The organism is Kribbella sp. (genome assembly GCF_035655035.1).
Classification (GTDB): domain Bacteria; phylum Actinomycetota; class Actinomycetes; order Propionibacteriales; family Kribbellaceae; genus Kribbella.
In genome coordinates this window covers 1-26,656 of sequence record NZ_DASRVN010000673.1, presented here as the reverse complement: position 1 = coordinate 26,656, position 26,656 = coordinate 1, and the positions used below count along the sequence as shown (strand labels likewise).

Below are 26,656 nucleotides of genomic sequence, written 5' to 3'. Positions count from 1 at the left end.
GGTGGCTATCGCGGCGGCCGACGCGCGGCGCAACCAGCGCGGACGGCTGGGCTGGGATTCATCTGTTCTGACCATGCCCCAAGCCTCGGCCGAGGCACTTCAGCAGCGCTCCAAGAGAAGCTCAAGCCACCGTCAAGTTCTGCTGAAAGATCTCTGAGACCAGTTCTCAGGACTCCAGCGCGCAGTCGGTCGCACAGTGCTTGCCGACCGCCTCGACGACCTCGTCCGCGGCCTCGCCGAGCATCGCGAACCGCTCCGGCCCGAACACGTCGACGATGAACTCCCGAACCCGCGCAGCATGCGCCGGCGCGCACTCCTGGATCGCCTTCAGACCCGCCGCGGTGACGACGATCTCCGGGTACCGCGACTCGCAGGCCTCCTTGCGGATCAGGCCGCGCTTCTCCATCCGGGACAGGTGGTGCGACAGCCGGCTCTTCTCCCACTGCGTCGCCCGGCCGAGCTCGAACGCGCGCATCCGGCCGTGCTCGGACTCGGACAGGTTCACCAGGATCTCGAAGTCCGACTTGGACAGCCCGAAGTCCCGCTGGAGGTGCCGCTCCAGATGCGTCTCCAGCGTCCGCTGCATCAGCAGATAGCTGCGCCAGGCCTTCTGCTCGCCGTCGTCGAGCCACGGTCCTTTACTCACGTCGTCCATCCTACCCGCACGGGTTGACACATCAACCCGAGACGTTAGGGTTGACACATCAACCTAACTCTTCGAGGAGTGACCGGATATGAGCAAGAAGCTGATCGCCGTCGTCGGCGCGACCGGAGCACAGGGCGGCGCGGTCGTGCGCGCGATCCTCGCGGACCGGTTCGGCGAGTACGCCGTACGGGCGCTGACCCGGAACCCTGACACCCCCAAGGCGCAGGAGCTCGCGGCGTCCGGCGCCGAGGTGGTCGCGGCCGACCTCGACGACGAGGCGAGCGTACGGTCGGCCTTCGACGGCGCGTACGGCGCTTACGTGGTGACGAACTACTGGGCGCCGCTGACCCCCGAGCAAGAGGCCGCACGCACCCGCGCCGAGATGGAACTGGATCAGGCCGAGACCGCGGCCCGGGCCGCCCGCGACGCCGGCGTACAGCACCTCGTCTGGTCGACCCTCGAGGACACGCGCCTGTTCTTCGCCGGGCGCGACGACGTACCGAGCCTCGACGACGGCCGCTACAAGGTCCCCCACTTCGACGCGAAGGGCGAGGCGGACGCGCTGTTCACGAAGTACGGTGTACCGACGACATTCCTGCGAACCACCTTCTACTTCGACGCGTTCCTCCACGCCATGCCGCCCACCCGCACCACCGACGGACAACTGACCATCACGTTCCCGATGGGCGACCGGCGGCTGTCCGGGGTTGCGTCCGAGGACATCGGCCGGAGCGCGTTCGCGATCCTGAAGCGCCCCGATCTCATTGGCGCCACCATCAGCATCGCGGGCGACCACCTCACCGGCACCCAGTACGCCGAAGCCCTGTCCGAGGCCCTCGGCGAGAAGGTCATGTACCACGCACCGGCCGTCGAGGAGTACCGCGAGTACCCGTTCCCGATGGCCGTCGAAATGGCCAACATGTTCCAGTTCTACGCCGAGAACCACGACGAGTTCACCGGCGCCCGCGACCTTGCGAAGGTCCGCGAGCTGAACCCGGAGCTGGAGTCCTTCGCAACGTGGCTCGAGCACCACAGGGCCGAGCTGGCGGCGTCACTAAGCTGACGATTCCGATGCCAGCCGGTGCTCGCGACGCGCCCACTCCACAAAGGCTTCGGCGAGGACCGGCAGCCATTGGGCGTGAGTGTCGAACTCAGGCCCGCGCAGCAGCGGCATGGCCTCGTGCAGCAGACCGGTGCCGACCGCAATCACCGCGTCCGGGATGTCGGTGACATCCAGCCCGTGCTTGGCCGCCACCTCGGCGAGCACTACGTCGATATCAGGACCGCCGTCCACCGGGGCACCTCCCAGATACTGCGCCAGAATTTATCGAAATGAATAACCTGATTTCTGGTTGTCCGAATATGTATAGTGGATTTCTGGTTGCTCAATCAAGGTACTGGCGTGCCCCAGCCACCCGTGTCCGCCGCCGCTCAGGAGTTCGGCCAGCGCCTGCGAAAGCAACGCCAGGCGAAGAAGCTCACCCAGCTCAACCTCGCCTACCAGTCCGGGTCCACCGTCGCGGCGATCAGCAACTACGAGAACGGCCGAGCGTTACCCAGCCTCAGCACGCTGCTCGACATCGCCTACGTCCTCGAGATCGACCCGGGCACGCTGATCAAGAGACTCCAGCCGGACACACCACCGACGGAACTACTCGCGCAGCCGCACCGGAGGCGCGCTACCTGATAGCCGGCAGAATTGGCCCCCTGACTGTGGACCACGCCGGTTTCGTACAATGAAACTTGAAATCTAATTCACGTCAAGGGCTGATGGGCGAGATAGAGGTGAGTCTGCTGGCCAGCAAGACTTCCCAGGCGAAAGAGCGGGAGTACGGGGTCCGTGCCATCGAGCGCGTCTGCGCCGTCCTGAATCTCCTGCAGGAATCGGTCGACGGTGTCACGCTGAAAGAGGTCGCCGACGCCGCGGAGTTGCCCAAGTCGTCGGCGTTCCGTTACCTGTGGACGCTCGAGAAGCACCGTTACGTCGAGCGGGACGACGACAGCGGACTCTACCGCCTCGGCCTCGGATTCCTCGGCATGCAGTCCCGGCAACTCGAAGTACTCCGCGAGCGCGTCCGCCCTTCCCTCGAGCGGCTTCGCAACACCCTTGGCGAGACGACCAACCTCGGCCTGCTCGACGGTGCCCAGGTGACCTACCTCGAGGTCATCGAGAGCCGGCGGAGCGTCCGGTTGTCCTCGACCCGGGGCAGTCATGACCCCTTGCACTCCACGGCACTCGGCAAGGCGATCGCCGCACACCTGCCGGAAACCAGGGTCCGCGAGCTCCTGGAACAGGCCGGAATGCCGCGGAGAACGCCCGACACCATCACCACCATCGACGACTACCTGGCAGAGCTGGCCAAGGTACGGCGCCTCGGCTACGCGGTCGACAACCGCGAACACGACCCCGACGGCCGATGTGTCGCCGTTCCGATCCGCAGCACCCGCCTTCCGGCAGCGCTCAGCGTCAGCGCGCCCGAAGCGCGCTTTCCGATGCGTGACGTGGAGAAGACCGCGCACACCCTGATCGAGGTGGCCGAGCAGCTCGCGCTCAGCCCGTCCCAGGGCGACGAGCCTCCCGCCGAGTGACCTACCGCTCTGCTTCCAGTTGTCCACAAGAGCAGCCGCGATGCGGAGAAGGTGGTCAGATCACGATTGACGGCCGGTAGAGGTCGAACCAGTGATGCAGGTCCAGCAGCCATTCGATGGACGCCGTACTGTTCGATCGAGACGTTGCTGACCGCAACCAGTCGCGGGAGACGACGGAGAAGACCTCCGCCGACCGGTCGTGGGCCAGCTCCTGCGCCTGCGCGCGGATCATCGACTCGTAGGCCGGATCGTGCGTCCACGGATAGGCGCTCTTGACGCGGGTCGCCACCGACCGCGGAAGCACGTCCGCGACCGCATGCCGGAGCAGGCTCTTCTCCCGGTGATCGAAGGTCTTCAGCGCCCAGGGCACGTTGTACACGTACTCGACGAGGCGATGGTCACAGAACGGTACGCGGACCTCGAGACCGACCGCCATCGACATCCTGTCCTTGCGTTCGAGCCACATCGGCAGGAACCGGCGGAGCGCGAGGTGGCACACTACGCGCATCCGCCGCCGGTCCTCGGACTCACCGTCGAGATGTTCCACCTCGGCGACCGCGGTCGCGTATTGATCCGCGACGTACGCCGGGACATCGAGTGCGCGCACGAGGTCCGGAGAGAACACCGGCGCCCGGGTGGTCCGGCCGGCGTGCGAGGCCGCCAGCCACGGAAATGTTCCGGCCGTCGCGATACCGGGACTGTGAAACCACTCGTATCCGCCGAACAGCTCGTCAGCGGACTCGCCGGACAACGCCACCGTGGATTCGCTCCGGACGGCCTTGAACAGCAGGTAGAGCGATGCATCCAGCTGACCGAATGCCGGCCCGTCCCGAGCAGTCACGGTTGCCCGCCGTACCTCCGGATCGGCCAGCTCGTCCGCGTTCACCTGAACGATCTCGTGCCGGGATCCGACGTGTGATGCCATCTCCAGGGCGTACGGCGTGTCGGGCGTCGTACGAAGCCGGTCCGCAACGAACCCGTGTGTGCCGCTGACCATATCGACCGAGAACGTCCGGAGCTGTTCGCCGAAACCACGAAGCCGACCCGCCGCGACCCCAGTGATCGCACTCGAATCCAGGCCTCCCGAGAGCAGGACACATCGCGGGACGTCGGACACGAGTTGGCGTCGTACCGAGTCGGAGAACAGCTCTTTCACGCGGTTGACGGTGGACTGCCGGCCATCAGTGTGCGGCGACGCGCGAAGCCGCCAGTACTGCGCAGTCCGGATACCCGACTCGTCGACAGTCACGAGCGAGCCTGGTGCGACGCTCCGCATCCCTTTCCACAGCGACCAACCAGGTCGCTGTGTCAGCTCCACAAGCTCGCGGAGACCGTCAGCATCCACCGCGGGCTCCACGCAAGGATTGGCCAGGACGGCCTTCGGCTCTGACCCGAAGATCACCCCGTCCGGCATCGGGAAGTAGTACAGCGGCTTGACGCCCAGGCGGTCGCGGACCAGGACCAGCCGCCGCCGTGACTCGTCCCAGATCGCCGCCGCGAACATTCCATTCATCCGGGTGACGACGTCGTCGCCCCAGCACAGGTAGCCGCGCAGCAACACCTCGGTATCGCTGTCTGTACGAAACCTCTCGCCGTGCTGCTCCAGCTGTCTCCGGAGTTCGACGAAATTGTAGATCTCGCCGGCGAACACCAGGGCTACGGTGCCGGCCGGCGTCTCCACCCTCATGGGCTGCTTACCACCAGGTACGTCGATGACCGCGAGCCGGCGATGCCCCAGGGCGATCTGCGGTGTCGTCCACACGCCCGACTCGTCCGGCCCCCGGCAGGCCATCGTCGCCGTCATGGCCGCGATGGTCTCGTGTTCGCAAGTGAGGTCACGCCCCTGTGAAAGCCAGCCGGCAAAGCCGCACATGGTTATCCCTCGCCTCGTGAACGTGCAAGGTCGGCGGGCCGGCCGATGTCCTGCCAGTGCTCCTGCAGTGGCCAGAGGCCGACAGGCCAGCCGTATTTGAGGCACTGATCAAGCAGATCGGTCATCGGGAACAACCGCCCGTTCGGAATCTTCGAGATCAGCTCGGGCTCGAGCACGTAGATCCCCGCGTTCACCGGCCACGTGGGGACAGGTTTCTCCACGAGACGCACCAGGCGACCATTGGTTTGTTCAAGTACGCCGAACGGCACTTGATGCTGGTACTGGACGGACGCGACTGTGACTGCCACGCCTTCGCCGGCATGAGCGTCGAGCAGGTCGCCGACGGAGAAGTCGGTCACCAGATCGCCGTTCATCACCAGGAGCGGTTCCGCGATGTCGCCGTACTGCGTCAGCAGCCGCAAGGAGCCACCCGTGCCAAGCGGAACGCTTCGATCCTCACGCAGGTACTCGATCCGGCAACCGAAGCGGGCGCCGTCGCCGAAGTGTTCCTCAATGATCTCTCCCAGGTAGTTGAGCGAGATGAAGATCCGGCTGATGCCTGCGCCGACGAGATGCAGCACCAGCCGTTCGAGGATCGGGCGCCCTGCGACCCGCAGCATCGGCTTGGGAACATGCTCCGTCAACGGGGCGAGCCGGGATCCCCTGCCGCCGGCCATGATGACCGCGGCGTTGTGCCGGGGCTGGACTCCCGCGGGCACGCAGTCGGTGTGGACTCCGACGACCCGCCCGTCCTGATCGACCACCGGCAACTCCCGCAGCCCCAAGGCCTGCATGAGATCGAGCGCTTCCGCCCGTCCGACCTCCGGCTTCGTCACGACACCGGCATCCCGCACGAGTGCGGCGGACGGTGAGTCGAGTCCGGCACCGGCGAGCAGTGCCTTCCGGATGTCGCGCTCGCAGATCGCACCCACGAGCCGGCCGGACGAGTCCGTAACGAACGCACGTGACGAGCCGACCCGGTCGATCGCCTTGAGAACCGCACGTATCGGGTCCCTCTCGGCGACAAGCACCTCAGCGATATGCATCGTCTCCCTCGATTCACGGCCGACCAGGATCACCACGCCGTCGAGCGTTGCAGAACCGGGCAATGCGTGACAGGGGACGAATTCAGGCTCACCCGCGACGCGTCGGGAAGACAGAATCGAGCTCGGCGGAAAGGACCTCCTGGTTCCAGCGACGGAACTCGGGAACGATGAGGCACGACAACTCGGCAGGCGTACGGCATCCCCGGGAGAATCGTGACTGGACTTGCGGGCAAGCGCGTATTGGTGACCGGAGGAGGAGGCTTCATCGGCAGCCACCTGGTCGAAAGGCGGCTGGATGAGGCGGCCGAGGTCCGGGCAATCTGCGGGTACAACTCCGAGGGCTCCTACGGATGGCTTGACCACCTCACCGCACGGCAACTCGCCGGGCTCGACCTTCAGCTCGGTGACATTCGGGACGCCCGCACGGTGCGAGACGCAGTACGAGACGTTGAGATCGTGTTCCATCTCGCCGCTCTCATTGCCATCCCTTACAGCTATCGCGCCGCGGAGTCGTTCGTCGAGACCAATACCGCCGGCACATTGAATGTTCTGGAGGCCGTCCGGGACGCCGGCGGAGTCCGCATGATCAACACGTCGACCAGCGAGGTGTACGGGACACCGGAGTCGGTACCGATCGCTGAGGATCACCCAGTTCGCGCGCAGTCCCCCTACGCGGCAACCAAAGTCGCGGCCGACCAACTGTGCCAGGCATATGCCAGGTCTTTCGGAGTGGACGTTCTGACGCTCCGGCCGTTCAATACCTATGGTCCGCGACAGTCCGCGCGGGCTGTCGTACCGACGATACTGGCGCAACTGCTGTCAGGTGCGAAGCAGGTGAGGCTCGGCAGCCTCGAGCCGCGCCGCGACCTCACCTATGTGAGCGACACGGTCGACGGCTTCGTGCGGATCGCCGGATCCAGCCTTCCACCGGGAGCGCTGGTACAACTCGGGACAGGTCGAGCAGTGTCGATCGGCGAGTTGTTCGCGCTCTGTTGCCAGGTCACCGGTGTCGAGGCGGAGGTGATCACGGAGTCAGAACGAACCCGTCCGGAGGCGAGCGAGGTGCAGGTCTTGCAGTCGAATCCGAGCCGCGCAAGCACCCACCTGGGATGGCGGGCATCGTGGTCGCTCGAGGCAGGACTTGCCGAGACGGCCGCCTGGCTGGCGCCGAGAGTCGATGCCGAGCACGCCAAGCGATATCACTGGTAGTGCATTCGGCGAATCGATATCGGATGGCGACTAGCCGGCATCCGGACTCGCGACTGCTGTGATGGCGTCGAAGTCGACAGATTCCTGGAACGCGTATCCGGCCCGCAACAGGAGTCCGTCGTCAAACATGCGTCCGACCAACTGAAAGCTGACCGGCAGGCCGTCGGATGTCCCACACGGGATCGCGAGCGCTGGATGACCGGTGTAGTTGAAAGGCAATGTGTTGGTCAGTCCCAGTGTGTGCGCGACCGTCGGGAAATCGAGAAACGTGCGAACCGGCCCTGCGGACAGCGGTGCCGTGAAGAGCGTCGTCGGCATCAACAGCAGATCGAAGTCCTCAAATGCGCGGTCATAGGCAGCTACGAACGCAGGCCGCGCATTCTGCGCAACAGCGTAGGCACGGCCACGATAGGCCCTTCGGGTCGCTTCGCCCATGAGCACGGAGTACTTCTGCGCCTCGGCGACGTGATCAGCCCAGGCGCGATTCAGTGCTTCGACGAGACTCGGTGGGTACCACGTCCGCGAGGCCACGCCCAGCGGCCCGGCTTCTCGCATGAATCGCGCACTCTCGGCGTCGAGGGCCAGACATGGCGCGAGGACCTGAAGATGCTGGGGAACCGACGCCTTGCAGACTTCGGCTCCTGCCCTACCCAGGACGGCGGCCGCGGTCCGGACCCAATAAGCCACGCCCTCGTCGACACCAACGAATCCTTCGTCCAGAAGACCGATCCGCAGACCTGAGATGCCGTCACCCAGCTGTGTCAGCACGTCGATGTTCGTCGGCACATCGCGGCCCTGCCGCGGATCCAGCGGGTCGTATCCTGCAACGGCTTGCAACGCTGCCGCCGCGTCCTGAACCGTCCGTGCGATCGGCCCCACATGGTCGAAGCTCTGGTCTGCGCCACTCACCACACCGAAACTCGACACCAGTCCGAACGTCGGCTTCATGCCCACCGCACCGCACCAGGCCGCTGGAATTCTGATCGATCCTCCCTGGTCCCCTCCGAACGACACGTCGACATCACCGGACACAACGGCCACGGCGGATCCCGCCGAACTGCCGCCGGTCAGGTGATCCGGCGAATGCGGATTCTGTGGCCTGTGTCCGGCATCCACTTCACCGAATCCGCCGAGGACGGTGTTCTTTCCGACGACGGTCGCACCTTCCTCCAGGGCGCGACGGACCACAGTCGCGTCGAACTCCGCGACGTAATCGTCCATCTCCTCGACGCCACACGTCAGCGGTACGCCGGCAACGGCGATCGTGTCCTTGAAGGAAACCGTCGACCCGGACAGCAGCCCCGTACCGGATCCACTGATCGAACACCTCGACAGCCATGCGTTGAGCGGGTCGTCGTCCGCAGCGGGGAGCAGCCGCGTCCGGCGACCGTCGCGGACGGATCCGCTCGGCGGATCGCTCGGCGCGTGGTCCGCCAGGAACTCTCCCAGGAGCGCAAGGTTCCTGTCGACACCGGCCTGCACACTTCGCATCTCCTCGCGAGCCAGATCCAGACCGAGTTCCGCAGCGACAGCCGCAACGTCGAGCTGCGCAGGTGAAACCAGAGGCCGGCGCTCATCAGCTTGATTTGTCCACATATGACGTCTCTCCCCGCACGGCAGGCGCTGGTGCAGCCACCAGTGCGGCCATAATAGAAACTCCCGTTTCACTAGGCAATACAGTCCCCAGTCGGGTCTCGCTGCGGCCAGGCGAAACAGGCCCTCTGGCATCCGGTCGGCCCGATCGGCACGATCGCAGCCATGGCTGCCCAACGCTGCCCGAGCCGGGCACTCGTCGTCATCGGCGCGGGCGCCGTGGCCCGACAGGTCAGGTCCCTGGTGAACACCCTTGCGGGCTCCCCCTATCGAATCGTCGGTTATCTCGACGTACGCACCGCGCCGCACCCGAACGGGTGCTCCCCGCTGCTCGGTGGTGACGAGGCACTGGCCTTCACCGATGCCAGGTACGTGATTGCCATCGGCAACCCAGCATCGCGACGCCGAGTCGATGCGCTGGCGACCAACTGGAATCGGCAACCCGCGACGCTCACGCACCCTGCGACCACCCTCGACGAAGGGGTTTCCGTTGGGATGGGAGCAATAGTGTTGCCCGGGGCACGAATTCAGGCGGATGCCCGCCTCGGCCGGCATGTCCTGGTCAACGCGAACGCAGTCGTCGGGCATGACTGCGTCGTCCGCGACCACGTAGTACTGAGTCCGCTTGCCGTGCTGGGAGGCGGCGTCGTCGTCGAGGACGCTGCCTTCATCGGCGCGGCGGCCGTTGTCCTCCCCGGACGCACGATCGGAGCGGGCGCGACCGTGGGCGCGGGCGCCGTCGTCACCGCCGACGTGCCACCCGAGGCCCGTGTCGCCGGCGTACCGGCCACACGCATCGACGGACCATGAGCTGGCCGATCGGCCCTGCGCATCTGCCCCGCCTCGCGACATTGACAGAGAGCGACGGCGTCTCTTCACTGGAATGAAACGCGAAGTTCAACTGGTGAACCACGACGACGCCCTCGATCGCCTGCCGAACGCAGGCTGCATCACCGACCCCGGCCGTTGTGGAGCTCCGCGCAAACTCCAGCCCTGAGGAGGTGGGGTCAGTGATGAACCACGACCGTGCACCACGTTCGTCCCATCGTATTTCCCGGCGATCACCAGGGTTCCTGGCATCGATCGTCATCGCGCTGTGCATCGCACTGCTGACCGCCGCGTGCGCCGGCTCCGCGCGCGGCGGCGGCAGCACCCAGGCAACGAAGGACAGCCTGACCATCGCATTCGGGCAGGAACCATCCGACTGGAACTACCTGCGCAACCCGGAGACAGCGATCCGTTCGCTGCTCATGCTCAACGTGCTCGAACCTCTCCTCGACAAGAAGAAGGACGGCACGTTGGTTCCGTTGCTCGCGGAGTCGTACACGATGAGCGGCGACGGAACCGTCTACACGTTCAAGATCCGCAAGGCGGTCTTCAGCGACGGATCGGCACTGACCGCGGACGATGTGGTCTACTCGTTGGAACAGAGCAGAACCACCAAGCTTCAGGACGTCGCCGCCCGGCTGAAGGCTGTCAAACAGGTCTCGAAAGTCGACAGCCGAACAGTCAAGGTGACTCTGAGTACACCGAGTCAGCGTTTCCTCGAAGCGATGTCGACCGACAGCGGTCTCGTCATCCCGCGCGGCTCGGCCAACAGCCTCAACAAGGCCCCGGTAGGCAGTGGGCCGTTTGCCTTCCGCGACTGGAAGAACGGTGTCGAGGTTGACCTGGTCCGCAACGACCGGTACTGGGGGACGAAGCCGGCGCTGAGGACGATCACGTGGCGGTTCATCAAGGATCCGTCCGCAGCCGTCAACGCCCTGCGCGCGGGCGACGTCGACATGATCGGAGCGTTCGGGGGCAACAAAGCACAGATCGACAGCATTACAAGGACGCCGGGCTTCACGAAGAGCGTCGTCTCCGGCCGGGAGATGGTCTACCTCAGCCTCAACGCAACCGACCCGGCCTTCGCTGATCCGCGCGTCAGGCAGGCGGTCGCCTATTCCCTGGACCGGCAGGCATTCATCAACGGCACGACGGGAAGCGGCGAACCGGCCTGCACCTTCGTCAATCCGCCGAACGAGCCCTGGAGGAGCGACAAGTGCCCGTACCCCCATGATCCGGCGAAGGCCAAGCAACTGCTGACCGAGGCCGGTAAACAGGGACTCACACTGCACTACACGTATCTCGCCGGAACCGAGGCCGGTGTCGCGATCATCTCGCAAGGGCTGCAACGCGCCGGGTTCAAGGTGCAGGCCCAGGCACTCGAGTTCCCTGCCTACCTGGATCGCGTGCTGACGAAGGCCCAATACCAGATCACACACATCTCCGGTCCACAACAGATCGACGCCTGGACCTGCCCGGGATTCTTCACCAAGGACTGCTATCCGGAAATGGACAGCCTGCTGGCTCGCGCCGACCGGGCCCTCGACCGGACCGAATGGGCGAACCTCAGGCGTGAAGCCGTCGAGAAGGACGCCGAACGTGCCTACCTCATCCCAGCCTGGACAACAGATGTGACGTCCCTCTACCGCACCGGCCTGCAGGGCTCCAAGCCTTTCGCGTCGAACAGCGAGATCGATCTGCGCGGCCTCCGTTGGGGCGCCGGCTGACAGTTCCCGAACGGCTCTCAGAATCCGCTCTACGAAGGGAGCGCCGATGCGCTGGCTGCTCGTGAGATCTACTGTTCTACTCGCTGCGTCCGCTCTCGCCGGCTCGGTGGTCGTGTTTCTCTTGTTGCGGCTACTGGGCGGCGACGTGGCGACCGTCATCCTCGGGAGGACGGCGACGCCGGCGTCCCTCGCCGAGTTGCGGGCACAACTCGGCCTCAACCGGCCAGAGGTCGTCCAGTACGCCGCCTGGCTGAGCGACCTGTTCCGGGGGAACCTCGGCCAGTCGTACGCCGCGGGCTATGACGTCTCCCAGCAGATCCAGTCCAGGATGGGCCTGACGGTCATCCTCGCGCTCGGCTCGATGGCGATCTCGGTCATCGTCTCGGTGGCCGCCGGCTCGTACTCCGCCATGCGCGCCCGGACGATGCGTGGCGGCGTCGTCGACGTGTTGACCCAGCTCGGACTTGCGGTGCCGACGTTCTGGGCCGGGCTCGTCCTGATCAGCCTCTTCTCGATTCGCCTCGGCTGGTTCCCCGCCGGCGGCTATGTTCCGTGGTCGGAGGACCCTGTGCAGACGATCCGAAGTCTCGTGCTGCCGATCGCCTCGCTGTCGCTCTTCGTTTCAGCCGTTCTTACGCGATACATCAAGTCGGCGATGCTCGACGTCCTCGACGAGCAGTACCTACGTACGGCGATGGCAAAGGGGCGAACGCTCCCGGGCGCGGTACTCGTCCACGGCGTTCGGAACGCGTCGGTGTCCATCGTGACCGTCGGAACGCTGACCCTCGGCGGCTTACTGGCCGGCACCGTCGTGACCGAGAACGTCTTCACCCTGCCCGGGCTCGGCAGCCTGCTCGTGTCGGCGATCAACGGCCGCGAGGCGATCGTCGTTCAATCAGTCGCCTTCGTCATCCTGCTGATGGTGCTGACGCTGAACTTTCTGATGGACATCACCTACGGCGTTCTGGATCCGCGGATCCGTGACTCCGAGAAGCGAGCAACACATGTCGAATGATCGGCGCGCACAGCGCTCAGGCGTGACTCCGTCCTTGGTCATCGGTGCAGCCCTGCTCGCACTCTTTCTCGGCGCGGGACTGCTGTCGCTGGTGTGGACACCGTACGACCCCGGGGAGATCGACGTGGCCAACAGGCTCGCCCCGATGGGCTCCTCCGGCCATCTGCTGGGCACCGATGGCCTCGGCCGGGACGTCCTCAGCATGATCATGGCCGGAGCACGGAACTCGCTGGTGGTAGCGGGTATCGCCACCGTCGCCGCGATCGTGCCGGGAACCGTCTTCGGTCTGCTGATCGCTGGAAGCCACCGCACCTTGCGGAGCTTGTTCAGCCGGATCACCGACATCGGGATCGCCTTACCTGGCCTGCTGCTCGCGCTCGTCCTGGCGACCGCCATCGGTCCGGGCAACACGACATCGATCGTTGCCATCATCACCTGGTTCGTACCGGTGGCCACCCGGGTCACCATCGGTCCGGCCAGGCAAGTGCTCGCGCTCGACTTCGTGGAGGCAGCCCTCGCCTACGGCCGGAGCAAACACTTCGTGCTCTTCCGGCATGTGCTCCCCAACATCGGGCCTCTCGTTCTCGCCCAGACTTCGGTGATGTTCGCGTCGGCGGTGCTTCTCGAGGCAGCCCTGTCCTACCTCGGTGTCGGTGCTCAACCGCCCGCGGTCTCGTGGGGACGCATGCTCAATGAAGCACAGAGTTTCCTCGGCGTCTCCGAGTCGCTGATCATCCTGCCGGGTGTCGCCATCGCCACCGCCGTACTCGGCTTCAACTTCCTCAGCGACGGACTGCGTTCCTTGCTCGACCCCCATGTGCAGACGAAAGCGGTGACCGCCTGATGCTCGACATCCACGATCTCTCCGTCAGTATCGGGCCGCATTGCGTCCTCACCGTCGACGAGTTCCACATCAGTCCGGGCGAACGCGTCGGACTGGTCGGCGAGTCGGGCTCAGGAAAGACGATGATGGCAACGAGCGTCGCAGGTCTGCTGCCGGCCGGGGCGGTTGTCCGCGGATCGATCCGGCTGGACGGTCGTGAGCTGATCGGCATGTCGGACCGTGAGTGTGCAACGGTTCGCGGGAGCGAGATCGGCATGATCTTCCAGGATCCGCTCAAGGCGCTGAACCCGCTGATGCGGATCGGCCGCCAGGTGGCTGAGGCCGTACGGATCCGGGCCGGCATCCCGCGGCACGATGTCCGGGATCGGGTACTGGATCTGCTCGAGCAGGTGCAGCTACCGGATCCCGAAGGCCTGGCAAGGCGGTACCCGCACCAGCTCTCGGGAGGACAGCGGCAACGGGCTCTGATCGCTATGGCGATCGCACGCCACCCACGGCTGCTGATCGCGGACGAGCCGACCACCGCGTTGGACGTGACGGTGCAGCAGGGCATTCTCGAGTTGCTGCTGGACCTCAGCCGGCAACATGAGATGGGGTTGTTGTTCATCACCCATGACCTGGGCGTCGTACGGGCTGTCAGCGAACGGATAGCGGTGATGTACGGTGGCCGGCTGGTCGAGTCCGGTCCGGTCGAAGAAGTCGTGCGGCACCCGCGTCATCGCTACACCGAGGCACTCATCGCCGCCAGCCCGGCCAGTACCAGCCTTGCCGAATCGGGACAGCTGCTCGGCGTACCGTTCACGACCATCGCAGGCAGCGTGCCCGCCGCTGGGGAGTTCCCCTCCGGCTGCCGTTTCCGGAATCGCTGCCCACACGCGGTCGACGCCTGCGCTCAGGAACCGGCCGTCACCGATTCGGACAACGGCCATTCCTTCCGATGCTGGAATCCTGCGATCTGTAGTGGAGTCGAAGCACATGAGCTACATCGTTGAGACCACGCGTCTCTCGCACCGGTACCGGACCGGCCAGGCGCCGGCACTGGACAACATCGACCTGCGCATCGAGCAGGGCACCACGCTGGGGCTGGTCGGTGAGTCGGGGTCCGGTAAGTCGACGTTGATCCGACTCATGTGCGGTCTGGTCCCTGCTCCGGCCGGCGCCGTTCGCTACCAGGATCGTGACGTCAGCCATTGGCTTCGGCAGGATGGCCGGACGTTCAGGAAGCAGAACCAGCTGGTGTTCCAGAATCCGGCGAGTTCCTTCGATCCGCGGATGTCCTTGGCCACCGCGCTCGCAGAGCCGGTCAAGGCGCTCGAACGTCGTACTCCATCGCAAAGCGAGCTGGCCGATCGTCTCGAGCAGGTCGGCCTCAACGCCGGGATACTCGATCGGCACCCCCATCAACTCTCCGGCGGACAGGTGCAGCGGGTCGCGATCGCGCGAGCACTGCTGGTCGGCCCGCAGGTCCTGTATGCGGACGAACCCACGAGTGCACTGGACGTCTCGGTCCAGGCACAGGTGCTCAATCTCCTGATGGAGCTTCGGCAGACACTCGGGCTCACGCTGGTCGTCGTGTCCCACGACCTGGCCCTCGTCAGCAGGGTCTGCGACCAGATCGCCGTCATGTTGTCCGGGTCGATCGTCGAAGCAGGATCCACAGCCGAGGTGCTCCGCGACCCGGGAACGCCGTACACCCGGCAACTCCTGGCCGCGGCAGAACTAGTCACTCTGACCCAGGAAGACAGGAATCGATGATCCGAAGAGTCGATGTTTGCGTGTACGGCGGAACCCCGGCCGGATGCGCCGCGGCCGTTGCAGCGCGGCAAGAGGGAGCCTCCGTAGTGCTCGTCGAGCCGAATCGGTGGCTCGGGGGAATCCTCGGGGCGGGGATCAAGCCGCAGCAGGACTGTGCGATGCCGGAAGCTGTCGGCGGGCTGACTCGCCGGAAGGTGTTCGGGTTCGGCAACACTCCGCCGGAGATTCGCACCAGTTTCGCCGACTGGATCCGTGACGAAGGCATTCCCGTCGTCCTCGAGCATCGCGTCGCTGCCGTCCAGCGCCAGGACGGACGAATCGCCTCCGTACGGTTCGGCGGTGCGCCGCTGGATCGCTGGGGCGTTCCCGCGGCCACGTTCGTGGACGGCTCCAGCGTGGACATCGAGGCGCGGTTCTTCGTCGACGCGTCGTACGAGGGCGACCTGATGGCCGCCTCCGGAGTCAGTTACCGGACGGGGCGTGAGTCGGCCGATGAGTACAAGGAAGAGCCGGCGGGCGTCCGTGAGCCTACGAACTGGACTCCGATCGATCCGTACGTCGAGCCCGGCCGCCCCGAGTCCGGCCTGATCCCGATGATCGACACGGACCACGGCAAACCGATCGGAGCCGGTGACGACTACACCCAGGCATACAACTTTCGCTTCTACCTGACCACGGACCCACGGCGCGCCGTACCGCTGACGCCGCCGCCGGGGTATCGCGCCAGCCATTACGAACTCGTCGGGCGATACGCCGAGTACATCATGGGCACAGACGACGGCACAGCTCTGGAGCGACTGAGCGGGATCTTCCCGGGCTGGCTGCAAAACGGCGGCGAATACAACTATCTGCGCGAGTCCCTGGTCACCAACGCACCTCTCGGTGTGAGCCGTCACTATCAGGACGGCGGCTGGGCGACTCGCTCGGCGATCTGGCGAATGCACATCGACTATCTCCGCGGGCTGCATCACTTCCTCAGCACCGACCCACGCATCCCCGCTGACTTCCGCGAGCAGACCGCGGCCCTCGGGCTCGATCGGACAATGCATCCGGAGACCGAGGGCTGGCCGAACCAGCTCTATGTCCGGGTAGCCCGGCGGATGCACGGTAGGTACACCCTCACCCACGACGACGTTCTCAACCGCACCGCTGTCGAGGACGGGGTTGGCCTGGCGTTGTACGGCGTGGACACGTACCCAGCGCGCCGCTACGCGTGCCCTCGCCCCGGTTCTTCTGAAGTCGGGGTCGCCACGGAGGGAAATATGTTCATCGGCGGCGAGATCGGCACCGGCCGGCCGTTCGACGTTCCGTACCGCGCGATCACGCCCTGGGCATCCGACTGCCTCAATCTCCTCGTTCCGGTCAGTCTGTCCGCGACGCACATCGCCTACGCCGCTATCCGGATGGAGCCGACCTTCTGCATTCTCGGTGAATCCGCCGGTGTGGCGGCCGCGCTCGCGGTTCAGCAGGCCAGCAGCGTGCAAGACGTGAACATCGACACCTTGCGTTCGCGCCTCAGCGACAGAGGACAAATCCTTCAGTGCACGACGTGATCGGAGGACGGCGAGTCTAGCTGCGGGTGGCTTCGATGACCTTCACGGCGTCGTCGACGCCCGCTTCGGCGCGGACCAGGCCTCCGAGCTCTCGGGCGGCAGCGGTCATAGCTGGATCGTTGACAGCCTTGTCGATGGCGCGGGCCAACTTCGTGGGGTTCAGGTCGCGGGGTGGCAGCGGAGGTGGAGCCGCGCCGAGGTCATACATTCTCTGGGCGAAGAAGGGCTGATCACCCATGAACGGGCACACGACCTGCGGCCGCCCAGCCGCGAGGGCAGCGCCCGATGTTCCACTTCCGGCGTGATGCACAACGGCTGACACCCGGTTGAAGAGCCAGTCGTGCGGTATGTCCTTCGCGACCACGATGTCCTCCTCGTCACGACTCATCTCGGTGCGGCTCCCTCCCGTCGCGACAACCGCGCGTACTCCGGCCAGCCGCACGGCCTCGCCGATCATCCGGGCAGTTCGCTCCGAGTCGACGCCAGGCACACTGCCGAATCCGACGTAGACGACCGGGACATCACCCTCGACGAAGTCAGCAACCTTGCGCGGAGGACTCCAGCGAGGCGGTGCGGGCAGGCGCCAGAAGCCGGTGGTGCGAACCCAGGCCGGGTAGTCGACAGGCGGTGGCGCCAGCACGTGCGCGCTGAACGCCTGCAGGAGCCGGACCGGACGGCCGTCCGGTCCGCGGAGGAGATCACGGAAACCACGACGCATCGGCAGCCGCAGCGTTTCGAGTCGCCACCGCCTGGTGCGTCCCGACAGGATCTGGTACCAGAGGTTCGACGTCCGATAACTCAGCCTGTAGAACGCTCTCGGAATCCGCAGCGCGTGCATGGGGTTCTGGAACGCGGATGTAGGCGCCCAGAAAGGCTGCATACAGACCGGTAAGGCCGGGATCCCCAGCCATTCTCCGAGCTGCTGGCCCGGCAGAATCACGTGATGCACCAGGACGTCGGCGCCTTCTGCGGCGATAGTTGCCACATCGGCCAGTACCTCCTCCATCATCGGCCGGTACTTGCGGGCGAGCTGGATCGCCACGGCTTTTCCCCGCAGTCCGCGGTAGTTCGTCTGGTAGGCCTCGCGGATGATCGGGTCGCCCGACAATCTGTTCGGTCCGTCGGCGATGGGAACGAACCGAAGGCCGTACCACCGCACCAGCGGCTCCGAGGCTGCCGGTGCTCCGATGCGGACGCTGTGACCCGCCTCTGTCAGTGCACATCCGAGTGCCACAAACGGTTGCACGTCACCGCGGGTACCGTGCGTCAGGATCAGCACATCCATCAAGCCTCCTGGGTCCTCTTCTGCCAGACCGACGACGAGTCGGAGCCACCTCGATTCTGGCAATCTCCGACGCCTCGGGCAGGAGGGCTTGTTTCGCCTGTCCCGGTGTAATGCGTCCCCTGGCCGGCTGTCGGCCGTTCTGGCAGCGTGCATCACGCGGACCAGGTACGACAGGAGGCGAGCGTCCACGGTGATTCGGTTGAGCGAACCAAGCTTCGACGGCAATGAGGCGGCTTATCTCAAGGAATGCCTGGACAGCGGGTACGTCTCGTCTGTCGGGGCGTTCGTGGATCGGTTCGAACGGGAGTTCGCGGCGTGGGTCGGCTCCCCCTACGCAGTCGCCTGCGCGAGCGGAACAGCCGCGCTGCATGTCGCACTGCGGGTTGCCGGTGCGGGAGTCGGCCGGCTCGTCGCAGTCTCGGACTTCACATTCATTGCCTCGGCCAACGCGGTCAGCTACACGGGCGCCACCGTACTGCTGGTCGACAGCGAGCCGCGGACCTGGAACATGGATACCGAGCTGCTGCGCGATCACGTCATCCGTCAGGCGGCACGTGGTGCCCGGATTCCCGATCTCGTCGAGGTCGTCCATGTCCTCGGCCATCCGGCCGACATCGAGCCGTTGCTCGAGCTACGGAACCGGTTCGGAATCCGGATCGTCGAGGACGCCGCTGAGGCCCTCGGCGCGACCTGGTACCGCGGCATGCCTGCCGGCAAGTCGGCCGGTACGGTGGGTGATCTCGGCTGCTATTCGTTCAACGGCAACAAGATCATCACCACCGGAGCCGGTGGAATGATCACGACGGGCGACCCGGATCTCGCGGCCCGGGCCAGACATCTCACCACTCAGGCGAAGGTGCCGGCCTCGTCGTACGTGCACGACGAAGTGGGTTACAACTACCGGCTGAGCAACCTGTCCGCCGGGCTGGGTGTCGCACAACTCGAACAGCTCGACGAGCGGATCAGACTGAAGCGTGCGATCGCTCGACGGTACGCCGAACAGCTCGGTGAGCTCCCGTTGAGGTTGCCGCCACACTGTGAGTGGGCGGATCCGACGTACTGGCTGTATTCCGTACTTCTCGATGCTGAAGCACCTGACACCGTTGTCGCGCGGCTGGCGTCCGTCGACGTGGAGGCACGAACCGTCTGGCGACCGATTCATCGGCAACCGCCGTACGCCTATACCCCTCGGTTGCGGGGCAGCGTCGCGGACAGCCTGCATCAGCGGGGTCTTTCCTTACCCAGCTCGGTGCAATTGACACCAGAGCAGCAGCGGAGAGTCTCGACTGAACTCGCTTCGGCCCTCGCGGACAACGGATGACGGCACGGCGGGTCTGCGTCTTCACCGGCTCGCGGGCCGACTACGGGCCGCTCACAGCCGTACTGCATGCTCTCCACGACGATCCCGCGATCGATCTGCGGGTGCTCGTCAGCGGATCGCATCTCGTTCCCCAGCCAGAGATGACGCTCGACGCGGTTGCGGCCGACGGTTTTCCCATCAACGAGAACGTTCCGATGCTCGTAGCGAGTGATACCCCGGTGGGCGTCGCCACCTCGTTCGGGCTTGGTGCGATGGGGTACGCCGGAGCGCTCGAGCGGATCGCACCTGACATCGTCGTGCTTCTCGGAGACCGTTACGAAGTGCTGGCGGCCGCGGTGGCGGCGACCTTTCTGCGGATACCGATCGCTCACATCTGTGGGGGTGAGGTCACAGCCGGCTCGACAGACGAGGGGATGCGGCACGCGATCACCAAACTCTCTCATCTGCACTTCACCGCGACCGCGGAGTTCAGCCACCGGGTCGTCCAGCTGGGCGAGGATCCGCGGCGCGTGCACACGGTCGGCTCACCGGGTCTCGATACCGTGCGAACAACCAAGCTGCTGAACAGGGCCGAGGTGTCGGCGGTGCTGGACATCGACCTCGGTACGCCGACGGTCCTTGTGACCTATCACCCAGCGACAGCGGACCCAGCCGCCAGTCGAGCAGGCGTCAAGGGCCTGCTGGCCGCGCTCGACCGTCTCGGACGTGGCACTTTCGTCTTCACAGGCCCTAATGCCGACCTCGGCGGCCCGACCGCCGGCGAGGAACTCCAGCAGTTCGTCCGGCGTCGTCCCGGCCGGACGGTCTTGCGTCCGTCGCTTGGTCAGCGCACCTATCTGAGCCTCGTCAAGCAGTCCGATGTCGTCGTGGGGAACTCCTCGAGCGGACTCATCGAGGTACCGGCGCTCGGCACGCCCACCGTCAACATCGGCTCCCGTCAGGAGGGCCGGCCGACATCGGAGTCCACCATCAACTGCAGCGAGTCCGCCGAGAGCATCTTCGCCGCCATTCAGCTGGCGCTCACCCCAGAGCACAGAGCGCGAGCCAGGACGGGCGAGTCGCCGTACGGTGACGGGTACGCGGCGGGAAGGATTCTCGACATCATCAAGACCATCCCGCTCGAGAAGGTCACCAAGAAGCGCTTCCGCGACCTGGAGGTTTGACGGGTACGCCGGCCCTCGGATCCGCGAGCGTCATCGCAGCATGGAGCTGAGAGTGCTCGTGAGCGCATCCCGGGATCGTTCGGCATGCTGACGTATCCGGGCCACGACGGGTTCGAACCCGCCACCCTGCAGGAAGCCCGCAATACGCTCCACGTCGTGCTCGACGTCGTCCGGGTCGAGGCTGGTCGACAGGTACAGGTCCATCGCATCGTACGACGCGTAGAACACGTGCTTCTTCCAGTCGTTCAGCGTCAGGAGTCCGTCCTGCGATGGGCCTGGTTGCGGCGCGGCCAGGCACACCGCGGGTGTGCCGACCCGCCAGGCGTTGACGCATAGGTGATACGTGTCGGTGACGATGAAGCGGTACCGCGGTAGTGCCGCCAGCAGATCGCCCAGCATCGCAGGGGCCCGGCGGACATCGACCGGCAATTGGCGGGGCGGTCGCGTTTCCGACCAGGGAAGCCAGTCGAGCCGGACCTCCGTCCGGGCCGCGAGCTCCTCGCAGAAGTGCGGCAACCAGGACGGCGTCTCGGTCCGCTCGCCGACGAAGACGCCGGCCGCTCGGTCCTCGATCGCGTCGGCCCATCCCGTCCGCTCCAGCGCGTCGACTTCTTCGGGATCCAGCAGCAGTGCCGCATCCGCACCGAACAGCGGAGGTCTGTCCGGATCCCGGAGGTGTCCGGCCTTGGCTACCGAAATCGGATCGCGCAGCCAGATGGCGTGGCTTTCGGCAACCAGCCGGGAGAATGCACGCGAGTAGCCGGAATCCCGGAAATCCGACTGGGTGTTGTGCAGCAGCGTGCTGCCGTACAGCACCGTGCGCTGCAGCGACTCTGCCGGCTCGTCGCGGAGAAGCAGCAGTCGGTGGAGCAGATCCCGGGCCGCCGCGCGGTCCGTGACCCGCCCGTGCTTGAGCAGCTTGAGCGTCGCGTCTTGTTCGAGATAGTGATGGGCCTGGAGGAAATCGCCCCAGATCACCCGAACGGTGTCCGGCGGCAAGCCGGGATGCTCGAGCAGTTGCGGTCTGAACGGCAGATCGCCTTCGCGGAGGTAAGGTCGCATTCGACCCACCGACGGCAGGTGCATGGTGAACCACCCGACGACTACCTCACGACCGAGACGCTTGCGAATCGACTCGAAGGCCAGGTCGACCGTGACCATACCGGCATTCTGGTAGCCGGTGCTTTCGGCGGTGATGGCGGTGATTCGGCGGTCCGGGACTGCAACGGACATGGTTCGGCCCTTCCAGTTCACATGATTCCTGTCGAAGACGGGCAGGGCACGAAGGGTTCGGGCCAGCATGATGCACACACCGGACAGAGCCACCGCAGAGATTCCCGCGGCGACGTGGAAGCCAGTCACAATGACGACGCTGCCCAGTACGGCGATGCCCGTCGCGAATCCGAGCTCGATGACGGTCTGCGTCAGGGCACTCGCGGACCCGGCCTCCTCCGGCGGAACCGCACCCATGACCAGGTTGGTGCCGAGCGTGGACAACGGCGCTCCGCCGAGGCAGGCGATCGCGAACGCAACCACCAGGGTGCTCGTCGAGTTTGTCAGCGCCATCGCGGCGATCCCGGCAGCAGTGACGGCGATGCCGGCCGAGATCAGCACGACCGGCCGGACCCATCGAGCCAGCCACGGCGCCAGCTGAAAAGCAATGGTTGAGCAGATCATGCCAGGGACCAGCGCGATGGCGGCCTTCAGCGGGGTCATGCCTTTCACCAACTGGAAGTACTGCGTGAGGAACACCATCACGCCTCCGAAAAGCATCGCGTACAACGCCATGCTGCCGAGCGTGACGCTCATGGTTCGCCGGGTGAGCAACCGTACGTCGACCAGCGGGTCAGACAGGCATCTCTGACGCCGTACGAAGGTCCAGCCGAGCAGTCCGCCGATCAGGAGCAGAGCGACGGACATCGTGCCGGCTCCGTGCGAGGCCAGGCGCTTCAGACCGTAGATCGCCAGCAGGATTGCGGACAGCGACAGGACGACGCTCACTACGTCGATCCGCCCGACCTGTTCGTTGCGATACTCCGGCAGCAGGAACGGACCCAGCACCAACAAGACGAACATCGCGGGTGCACCGATCAGGAAGGCCGATCCCCACCAGAAGCTGTCGAGCAGGAGACCACCGACGATCGGGCCCAGCACGGCCCCCATAGTGATGCAGCCGCCAAATGCGCCCAATGCCTTCGCCCGCTGTTGCTCGTCGGGAAACAGTGTCGAGATCAACGACAACGCAGACGGCACAATCGCAGCACCCGCAACACCCAGCGCCGCGCGGAGGCCGATCAGCATTCCAGGACTCGCCGAGTACGCCGCCGCAACCGAAGCAACTCCGAACACCACAGCCGCGGCCAACAGCAGTCGGCGACGGCCTATCCGATCACCCAAGTTGCCCATCGTGATCATCAGACCCGCCGCGACGAATCCATAGATGTCCAGGATCCACAACTGCTGCGTGCTCGTCGCGCCGAGCGCCGCTGTCACCGCGGGAACCGCCAGCAACAACACGAAGGCGTGCACCGACACCAGCAGCGCGGCAAGACACAGCACACCCAGCCCGAACCACTTCCGCAGCCTCGTTGCGTGAGCCATGCTCTCGCTGACTGTCATCGCGTCACGATCCTCAAGGCGACTGCCACAGTTCGGCCATCCACTTCCACTGGTTCGATTTGAAGTGTCGTGATGGGGCCACCGGCGATACCAGGCGGCGAGTTACGCCTCAGTTGTCGCTGGTCGGCCTCGGGGTGAAGAGTGGGAGCTGGCGGATCCTGGACCGCGCGTCGGTGAGCAGGGCCCGGAGCGTGGCGGTGGTGATCTGGGCTTCCTCGGGGGTCAGGCGGTTGGCTCGTAGGCGCAGGGCGCCCGAGCGTTCGCGTAGTTGGACGACGTGTGAGTACTGGTGGCCGAATTGGGCGGTTACTGCTTCGCCGGCTGTGTTGGGGTGGGCTGCCGGGGCGACCCGGAGGCCTTGGTGGGCCAGGAGTCCGGTGGCGATGAGTTGGGCTGCCTCGGCCAGGAGCAGGTGGACTGACTGAGGCGCTTCGGCGACTATCTGCTCGGCTGCTCCGAGGTGTTGTTCGGCGAGTTCCAGCGATGGTTCGGCCTGGGCGTCAGGACCGTTCGTCATGGTGAGCTGGCCTGAGTCGAGCAGGTGGGTTATCGCATCGTGGCCCACCGGGGCCTCTCCGCGGGCGCGGGCGGAATCGGCAGGTCTGACCAGACGGACTTCGACGACAGGTCGGCGTCCCCAATGGGTCGGCGTCGTGGTGGTGTTGCGGTCGTCGGTCGGGCGCAGATGCCATCGGACCGGACGTCCGAGCCGTTGCTCTGCGCGGTCTCCGGCGAGGCGCAGCTCGTCCGGGTCCACCCGCTCTCCGGAAACCACAATCAGTTCGAGACTTTCCGGCGCCGCGCCTGGGATGCCCGCGAAGCGTTCGGCCCACATGCCGGAGAGGACGAGTCGCCCGACGCCCTCGACGCTCCCGAACTCCTCACCGATTACTTGCGGTACGCCGTACGTCAGGCGGACGAGGTCGATCAAGGGCGCGAGTCCGGGACCTACGCGTGAGGCGTGGTACAGGCGCATCGTTCCTTCGGTTCGGCCGCTGACGATGCCGGAGGTCTCCAGTAGTCGGACTTCCTTGTCGACGGATGCCAGGGCAGCTCCGGCCGTTTCGGCCAGTTCACTGAGGGAGAACCAGCGGTCCGGGTTGAGGAGTACGGCGGCGAGGATCCCGGCCTGCACCCGGGAACGCAGTACAGGCAGGAGTTCTGGGGTTCCTTGGGCGCGGCGAGCCAGGCCTGGTTTCGTCGGCGCGTTGTGAGCCACCACGGCGTTGCCGGTCTTCGTACGGCGCTTCGACAGCGCTGCCGCTTGCTCGAACTGTTCCTGCGGGATGCCGAAGAAGACAGCGAGCCATTGTCTCGTTTCGGCTCTCGGGATCTGTGCTCCGCGTTCCCAGTGCGATATCAGGTCGCGATTGATGGTATGTCGCCCGGACAGCGTGGCGAGTTCTTTCGCGAGCCTTGTCTGGCTCAGACCTTGGTCTTCCCGTGCGCGCCTGATCAGTTGCGCAATCGTCTCCTGAGCGCTCGAGTCCATTCGCGACTCCCTCCGCGACGGTCCGTTCGAGTGAACCGCTGGACCGGGTGGGATCGTGCCACCCGGCCCTGCTCGGCAACACTACGAACGGCACCTGCGCGGTGAGTGTCCGAATTACGACTCGCTTGGTCCACGTTGCGTCAGCTCATTTGGCCAGGGTCTCCGAGGGGGACTCATCGAAACGCTTGCGGTAATTGATGGCAAAGCGGCCGGGATGGGCGAAGCGCCAGCGGCTGGCGATCTCGTGCACGGTGGTCGTGTCACGCTCGCCGGCTAGCAGTTCGCGGTGCGCCCGGTCCAGCCGGACGTTGATCAGGTACTCGATAGGGCTGACGCCGAAGTGCTCGGCGAATCCCCTCTGCAGCGTGCGGGGACTCACGCTGACCGCACGGGCCAAGCTCGTGGTCGTGTGATCCCTCTCAGGCTGGCTCTCGATGATGTCCCGTGCGGTGGCCACCGGCTTCGACGGCGCTGCCGGCACTGCCCGGCCGGCAAGCCTGTCCGAGTAGTTGTGGGGCTGCACCGTCAGCAAGAGCCTGATCAAACTGTCCCCGAGGCTTGACGCCCCGAGCTCCACGAGACTGTCCTCGGCGTGGTCCAGCTCGTCGACCAGGACCAGGAACGTCGACAGCCAGTTCCGTGCACGGCCGGAGGTGACGTTCATCCGGGGCGCAAACCGCAGGGGCTCCGACAACGGAGCCTGCAGCATGCCACTCAGCTGATCCTCGACCTCGGACCGCTCGAGTCGCAGGATCAGCTCTGCACAGTCCGCCGACCAGCGCTGGCTCAGCGGCTCGGTGGGCGACACGACCGACACCACACCCGGCAGCGAGAAGACCTCTTCCGTGCCGACACGGACATGACTGTGCCCGGACAACGGCACCTGCACCACGAAGAACGAGCCCAGTTCGCCGGGGTCGATCAGCACGTCCGCGCCGTAACTCACGTAGTTCGCGGCGACCTTCCCGACCCGCCGGGTGTGCATTCGCGCGTCCAGCTGCCGCGATCGTCCGGCCAGAACCAACCGGTGCGGCACGAACACCCGGCTCACCGCATCACGAACAGCGTCGAGATCATCGGAGTGGAACAGCTCGAACCGCGCCAACGGCCGGCTGTCCGATCGCCCTCCGCCGCCAGTCTGGGCCGAGGTATGCACCAGTCCCCCCTCTCGACGGTCTAGTCCGAATTTCAAAGAATAGACCGCCCTACTGGCACCGTCACCCCTTGATACCGGGCAAGTTCACGGCGTAGTCACGAGCCGGCTGGCCCCTGCCGGAGGTGACGCGGTTTCCGCACACTTGGACGACAAGGTCTGAGCCGCTTGAAGGGATGACGACCGTGCCGGAGTTCATGGAGCCGTTTCGCATCAAGAGTGTGGAGCCGATTCCGTTTCCGACATCCGGCGAGCGTCGCGCTGCCCTCGTGGCGGCCGGTTACAACCTGTTCCGGGTGCCGGCGCGGGCGATCACGGTTGACCTGCTGACGGATTCGGGGACGAATGCGATGTCGGTCGCGCAATGGGCGGCGCTGATCACGGGCGACGAGTCGTACGCCGGGGCCACGTCGTACGAGCATTTCGCGAGCGTCGTACGGGAGCTCACCGGGTACGACGAGGTCATGCCCGTGCATCAGGGCCGTGCTGCTGAACGGATTCTGCTCGGAAACGTGCTCGAGCCCGGTGCGGTCTCGATCAGCAACACCCACTTCGACACCACCCGTGCCGCCGTCGAATCAGCGGGCGCGACGGCGGTCGATCTGCCGGTCGGCGAGGCGTCGGGATCGACGCTCGGTGGCGACGTCGATCTCGCTCAGCTCGGTGAATGGCTGGACGGCGTCGACGGGCATCGCGTGCGATGCGTCGTACTGACGATCACCAACAACGCAGGTGGTGGGCAGCCGGTGGCGCTGGCCAATGTCGCGGCCGTACGGCGGCTCTGCGACGAGCATCGAATCCTTTTGCTGCTGGACGCTTCACGGTTCGCCGAGAACGCGTATCTGATCACCGAACGCGAGCCGGGTCAGTCCCATCGGAGCCCGCGCGAGGTCGCCCACGCGGTGTTCTCGCTGGCGGACGGATGCTGGGCCAGCTTGAAGAAGG

Annotated in this window: 23 protein-coding genes; 14 read left to right on the top strand and 9 right to left on the bottom strand. The window is 65.7% G+C overall.

Annotated elements, in window-relative coordinates:
• Positions 1-166: 166 nt before the first annotated feature.
• Positions 167-655 carry a MarR family winged helix-turn-helix transcriptional regulator gene (locus VFF46_RS35310; RefSeq protein WP_325041601.1) on the bottom strand — a complete coding sequence of 163 codons (489 nt, stop codon included), beginning with the start codon at positions 653-655 and terminating at the stop codon, positions 167-169.
• A gap of 79 nt (positions 656-734) precedes the next feature.
• Here VFF46_RS35310 and VFF46_RS35305 point away from each other — a divergent pair, with 79 nt between their 5' ends.
• Positions 735-1,709, top strand: a complete 975-nt coding sequence (locus tag VFF46_RS35305) for an NmrA/HSCARG family protein (protein ID WP_325041600.1) — start codon at positions 735-737, stop codon at positions 1,707-1,709.
• Here the strand turns inward: VFF46_RS35305 and VFF46_RS35300 are convergent.
• The gene (locus VFF46_RS35300) at positions 1,701-1,940 is read right to left on the bottom strand and encodes a hypothetical protein (RefSeq protein WP_325041599.1); all 240 of its coding nucleotides are present in this window, start codon (positions 1,938-1,940) and stop codon (positions 1,701-1,703) included. The genes VFF46_RS35305 and VFF46_RS35300 overlap by 9 nt on opposite strands.
• A 108-nt stretch (positions 1,941-2,048) precedes the next feature.
• Here VFF46_RS35300 and VFF46_RS35295 point away from each other — a divergent pair, with 108 nt between their 5' ends.
• Positions 2,049-2,333 (top strand): helix-turn-helix transcriptional regulator, encoded by a 285-nt coding sequence (locus tag VFF46_RS35295; protein WP_325041598.1) that lies wholly within the window; start codon positions 2,049-2,051, stop codon positions 2,331-2,333.
• A gap of 83 nt (positions 2,334-2,416) precedes the next feature.
• On the top strand, positions 2,417-3,235 hold the full coding sequence (locus tag VFF46_RS35290) for an IclR family transcriptional regulator (RefSeq protein WP_325041597.1): 819 nt from the start codon (positions 2,417-2,419) through the stop codon (positions 3,233-3,235).
• Between the two features lie 55 nt (positions 3,236-3,290).
• Here VFF46_RS35290 and asnB read toward each other — a convergent pair whose 3' ends face one another.
• Both asnB and VFF46_RS35280 read right to left on the bottom strand, forming a co-directional pair.
• A complete protein-coding gene (gene asnB, locus VFF46_RS35285; RefSeq protein ID WP_325041596.1) occupies positions 3,291-5,108 on the bottom strand; it encodes an asparagine synthase (glutamine-hydrolyzing) in 1,818 nt (605 codons plus the stop codon).
• A gap of 2 nt (positions 5,109-5,110) precedes the next feature.
• On the bottom strand, positions 5,111-6,190 hold the full coding sequence (locus tag VFF46_RS35280; protein WP_325041595.1) for a nucleotidyltransferase family protein: 1,080 nt from the start codon (positions 6,188-6,190) through the stop codon (positions 5,111-5,113).
• 177 nt (positions 6,191-6,367) lie between these two features.
• Between VFF46_RS35280 and VFF46_RS35275 the strand changes: the two genes are divergently transcribed.
• Positions 6,368-7,363: an SDR family NAD(P)-dependent oxidoreductase gene (locus VFF46_RS35275; protein ID WP_325041594.1), complete on the top strand. Its 996-nt coding sequence runs from the start codon at positions 6,368-6,370 to the stop codon at positions 7,361-7,363.
• 30 nt (positions 7,364-7,393) lie between these two features.
• Here the strand turns inward: VFF46_RS35275 and VFF46_RS35270 are convergent, their stop codons facing one another.
• Positions 7,394-8,959, bottom strand: coding sequence for an amidase family protein (locus tag VFF46_RS35270; protein ID WP_325041593.1), 1,566 nt, complete (start codon positions 8,957-8,959; stop codon positions 7,394-7,396).
• Positions 8,960-9,121: 162 nt separating this feature from the next.
• On the opposite strand from VFF46_RS35270, the gene VFF46_RS35265 reads away from it, so the two are divergent.
• The 7 genes from VFF46_RS35265 to VFF46_RS35235 all read left to right on the top strand — a co-directional run bounded on the left by VFF46_RS35265 (position 9,122) and on the right by VFF46_RS35235 (position 16,678).
• Entirely contained in the window at positions 9,122-9,766 is a 645-nt protein-coding gene (locus tag VFF46_RS35265) for a NeuD/PglB/VioB family sugar acetyltransferase (RefSeq protein ID WP_325041592.1), read from the top strand.
• Between the two features lie 203 nt (positions 9,767-9,969).
• Positions 9,970-11,511, top strand: coding sequence for an ABC transporter substrate-binding protein (locus tag VFF46_RS35260; protein WP_325041603.1), 1,542 nt, complete (start codon positions 9,970-9,972; stop codon positions 11,509-11,511).
• A gap of 46 nt (positions 11,512-11,557) precedes the next feature.
• A complete protein-coding gene (locus tag VFF46_RS35255; RefSeq protein ID WP_325041591.1) occupies positions 11,558-12,526 on the top strand; it encodes an ABC transporter permease in 969 nt (322 codons plus the stop codon).
• A 22-nt stretch (positions 12,527-12,548) separates the two neighbouring features.
• On the top strand, positions 12,549-13,370 hold the full coding sequence (locus VFF46_RS35250; RefSeq protein ID WP_325041590.1) for an ABC transporter permease: 822 nt from the start codon (positions 12,549-12,551) through the stop codon (positions 13,368-13,370).
• Entirely contained in the window at positions 13,370-14,362 is a 993-nt protein-coding gene (locus VFF46_RS35245) for an ABC transporter ATP-binding protein (RefSeq protein WP_325041589.1), read from the top strand. The genes VFF46_RS35250 and VFF46_RS35245 overlap by 1 nt, the downstream gene beginning before the upstream one ends.
• A complete protein-coding gene (locus tag VFF46_RS35240) occupies positions 14,346-15,125 on the top strand; it encodes a dipeptide/oligopeptide/nickel ABC transporter ATP-binding protein (protein WP_325041588.1) in 780 nt (259 codons plus the stop codon). The genes VFF46_RS35245 and VFF46_RS35240 overlap by 17 nt, the downstream gene beginning before the upstream one ends.
• The gene (locus VFF46_RS35235) at positions 15,122-16,678 is read left to right on the top strand and encodes an FAD-dependent oxidoreductase (protein ID WP_325041587.1); all 1,557 of its coding nucleotides are present in this window, start codon (positions 15,122-15,124) and stop codon (positions 16,676-16,678) included. Before VFF46_RS35240 ends, VFF46_RS35235 begins: the two co-directional genes overlap by 4 nt.
• A gap of 16 nt (positions 16,679-16,694) precedes the next feature.
• Here the strand turns inward: VFF46_RS35235 and VFF46_RS35230 are convergent, their stop codons facing one another.
• Positions 16,695-17,963: a glycosyltransferase gene (locus VFF46_RS35230; RefSeq protein WP_325041586.1), complete on the bottom strand. Its 1,269-nt coding sequence runs from the start codon at positions 17,961-17,963 to the stop codon at positions 16,695-16,697.
• Between the two features lie 199 nt (positions 17,964-18,162).
• On the opposite strand from VFF46_RS35230, the gene VFF46_RS35225 reads away from it, so the two are divergent.
• Complete coding sequence (locus tag VFF46_RS35225; RefSeq protein ID WP_325041585.1) at positions 18,163-19,284, top strand: DegT/DnrJ/EryC1/StrS family aminotransferase; 1,122 nt, start codon at positions 18,163-18,165, stop codon at positions 19,282-19,284.
• Entirely contained in the window at positions 19,281-20,447 is a 1,167-nt protein-coding gene (neuC, locus tag VFF46_RS35220; protein WP_325041584.1) for a UDP-N-acetylglucosamine 2-epimerase, read from the top strand. Before VFF46_RS35225 ends, neuC begins: the two co-directional genes overlap by 4 nt.
• Positions 20,448-20,477: 30 nt before the next feature.
• Here neuC and VFF46_RS35215 read toward each other — a convergent pair whose 3' ends face one another.
• The 3 genes from VFF46_RS35215 to VFF46_RS35205 all read right to left on the bottom strand — a co-directional run bounded on the left by VFF46_RS35215 (position 20,478) and on the right by VFF46_RS35205 (position 25,609).
• Positions 20,478-23,066, bottom strand: coding sequence for an MFS transporter (locus VFF46_RS35215; RefSeq protein WP_325041583.1), 2,589 nt, complete (start codon positions 23,064-23,066; stop codon positions 20,478-20,480).
• Between the two features lie 109 nt (positions 23,067-23,175).
• Positions 23,176-24,558 (bottom strand): helix-turn-helix transcriptional regulator, encoded by a 1,383-nt coding sequence (locus VFF46_RS35210; protein ID WP_325041582.1) that lies wholly within the window; start codon positions 24,556-24,558, stop codon positions 23,176-23,178.
• Positions 24,559-24,703: 145 nt separating this feature from the next.
• Entirely contained in the window at positions 24,704-25,609 is a 906-nt protein-coding gene (locus VFF46_RS35205; protein WP_325041602.1) for an AraC family transcriptional regulator, read from the bottom strand.
• A 278-nt stretch (positions 25,610-25,887) separates the two neighbouring features.
• Here VFF46_RS35205 and VFF46_RS35200 point away from each other — a divergent pair.
• Positions 25,888-26,656 (top strand): tryptophanase (locus tag VFF46_RS35200; protein ID WP_325041581.1); only part of this gene is annotated, 769 nt, incomplete at its 3' end.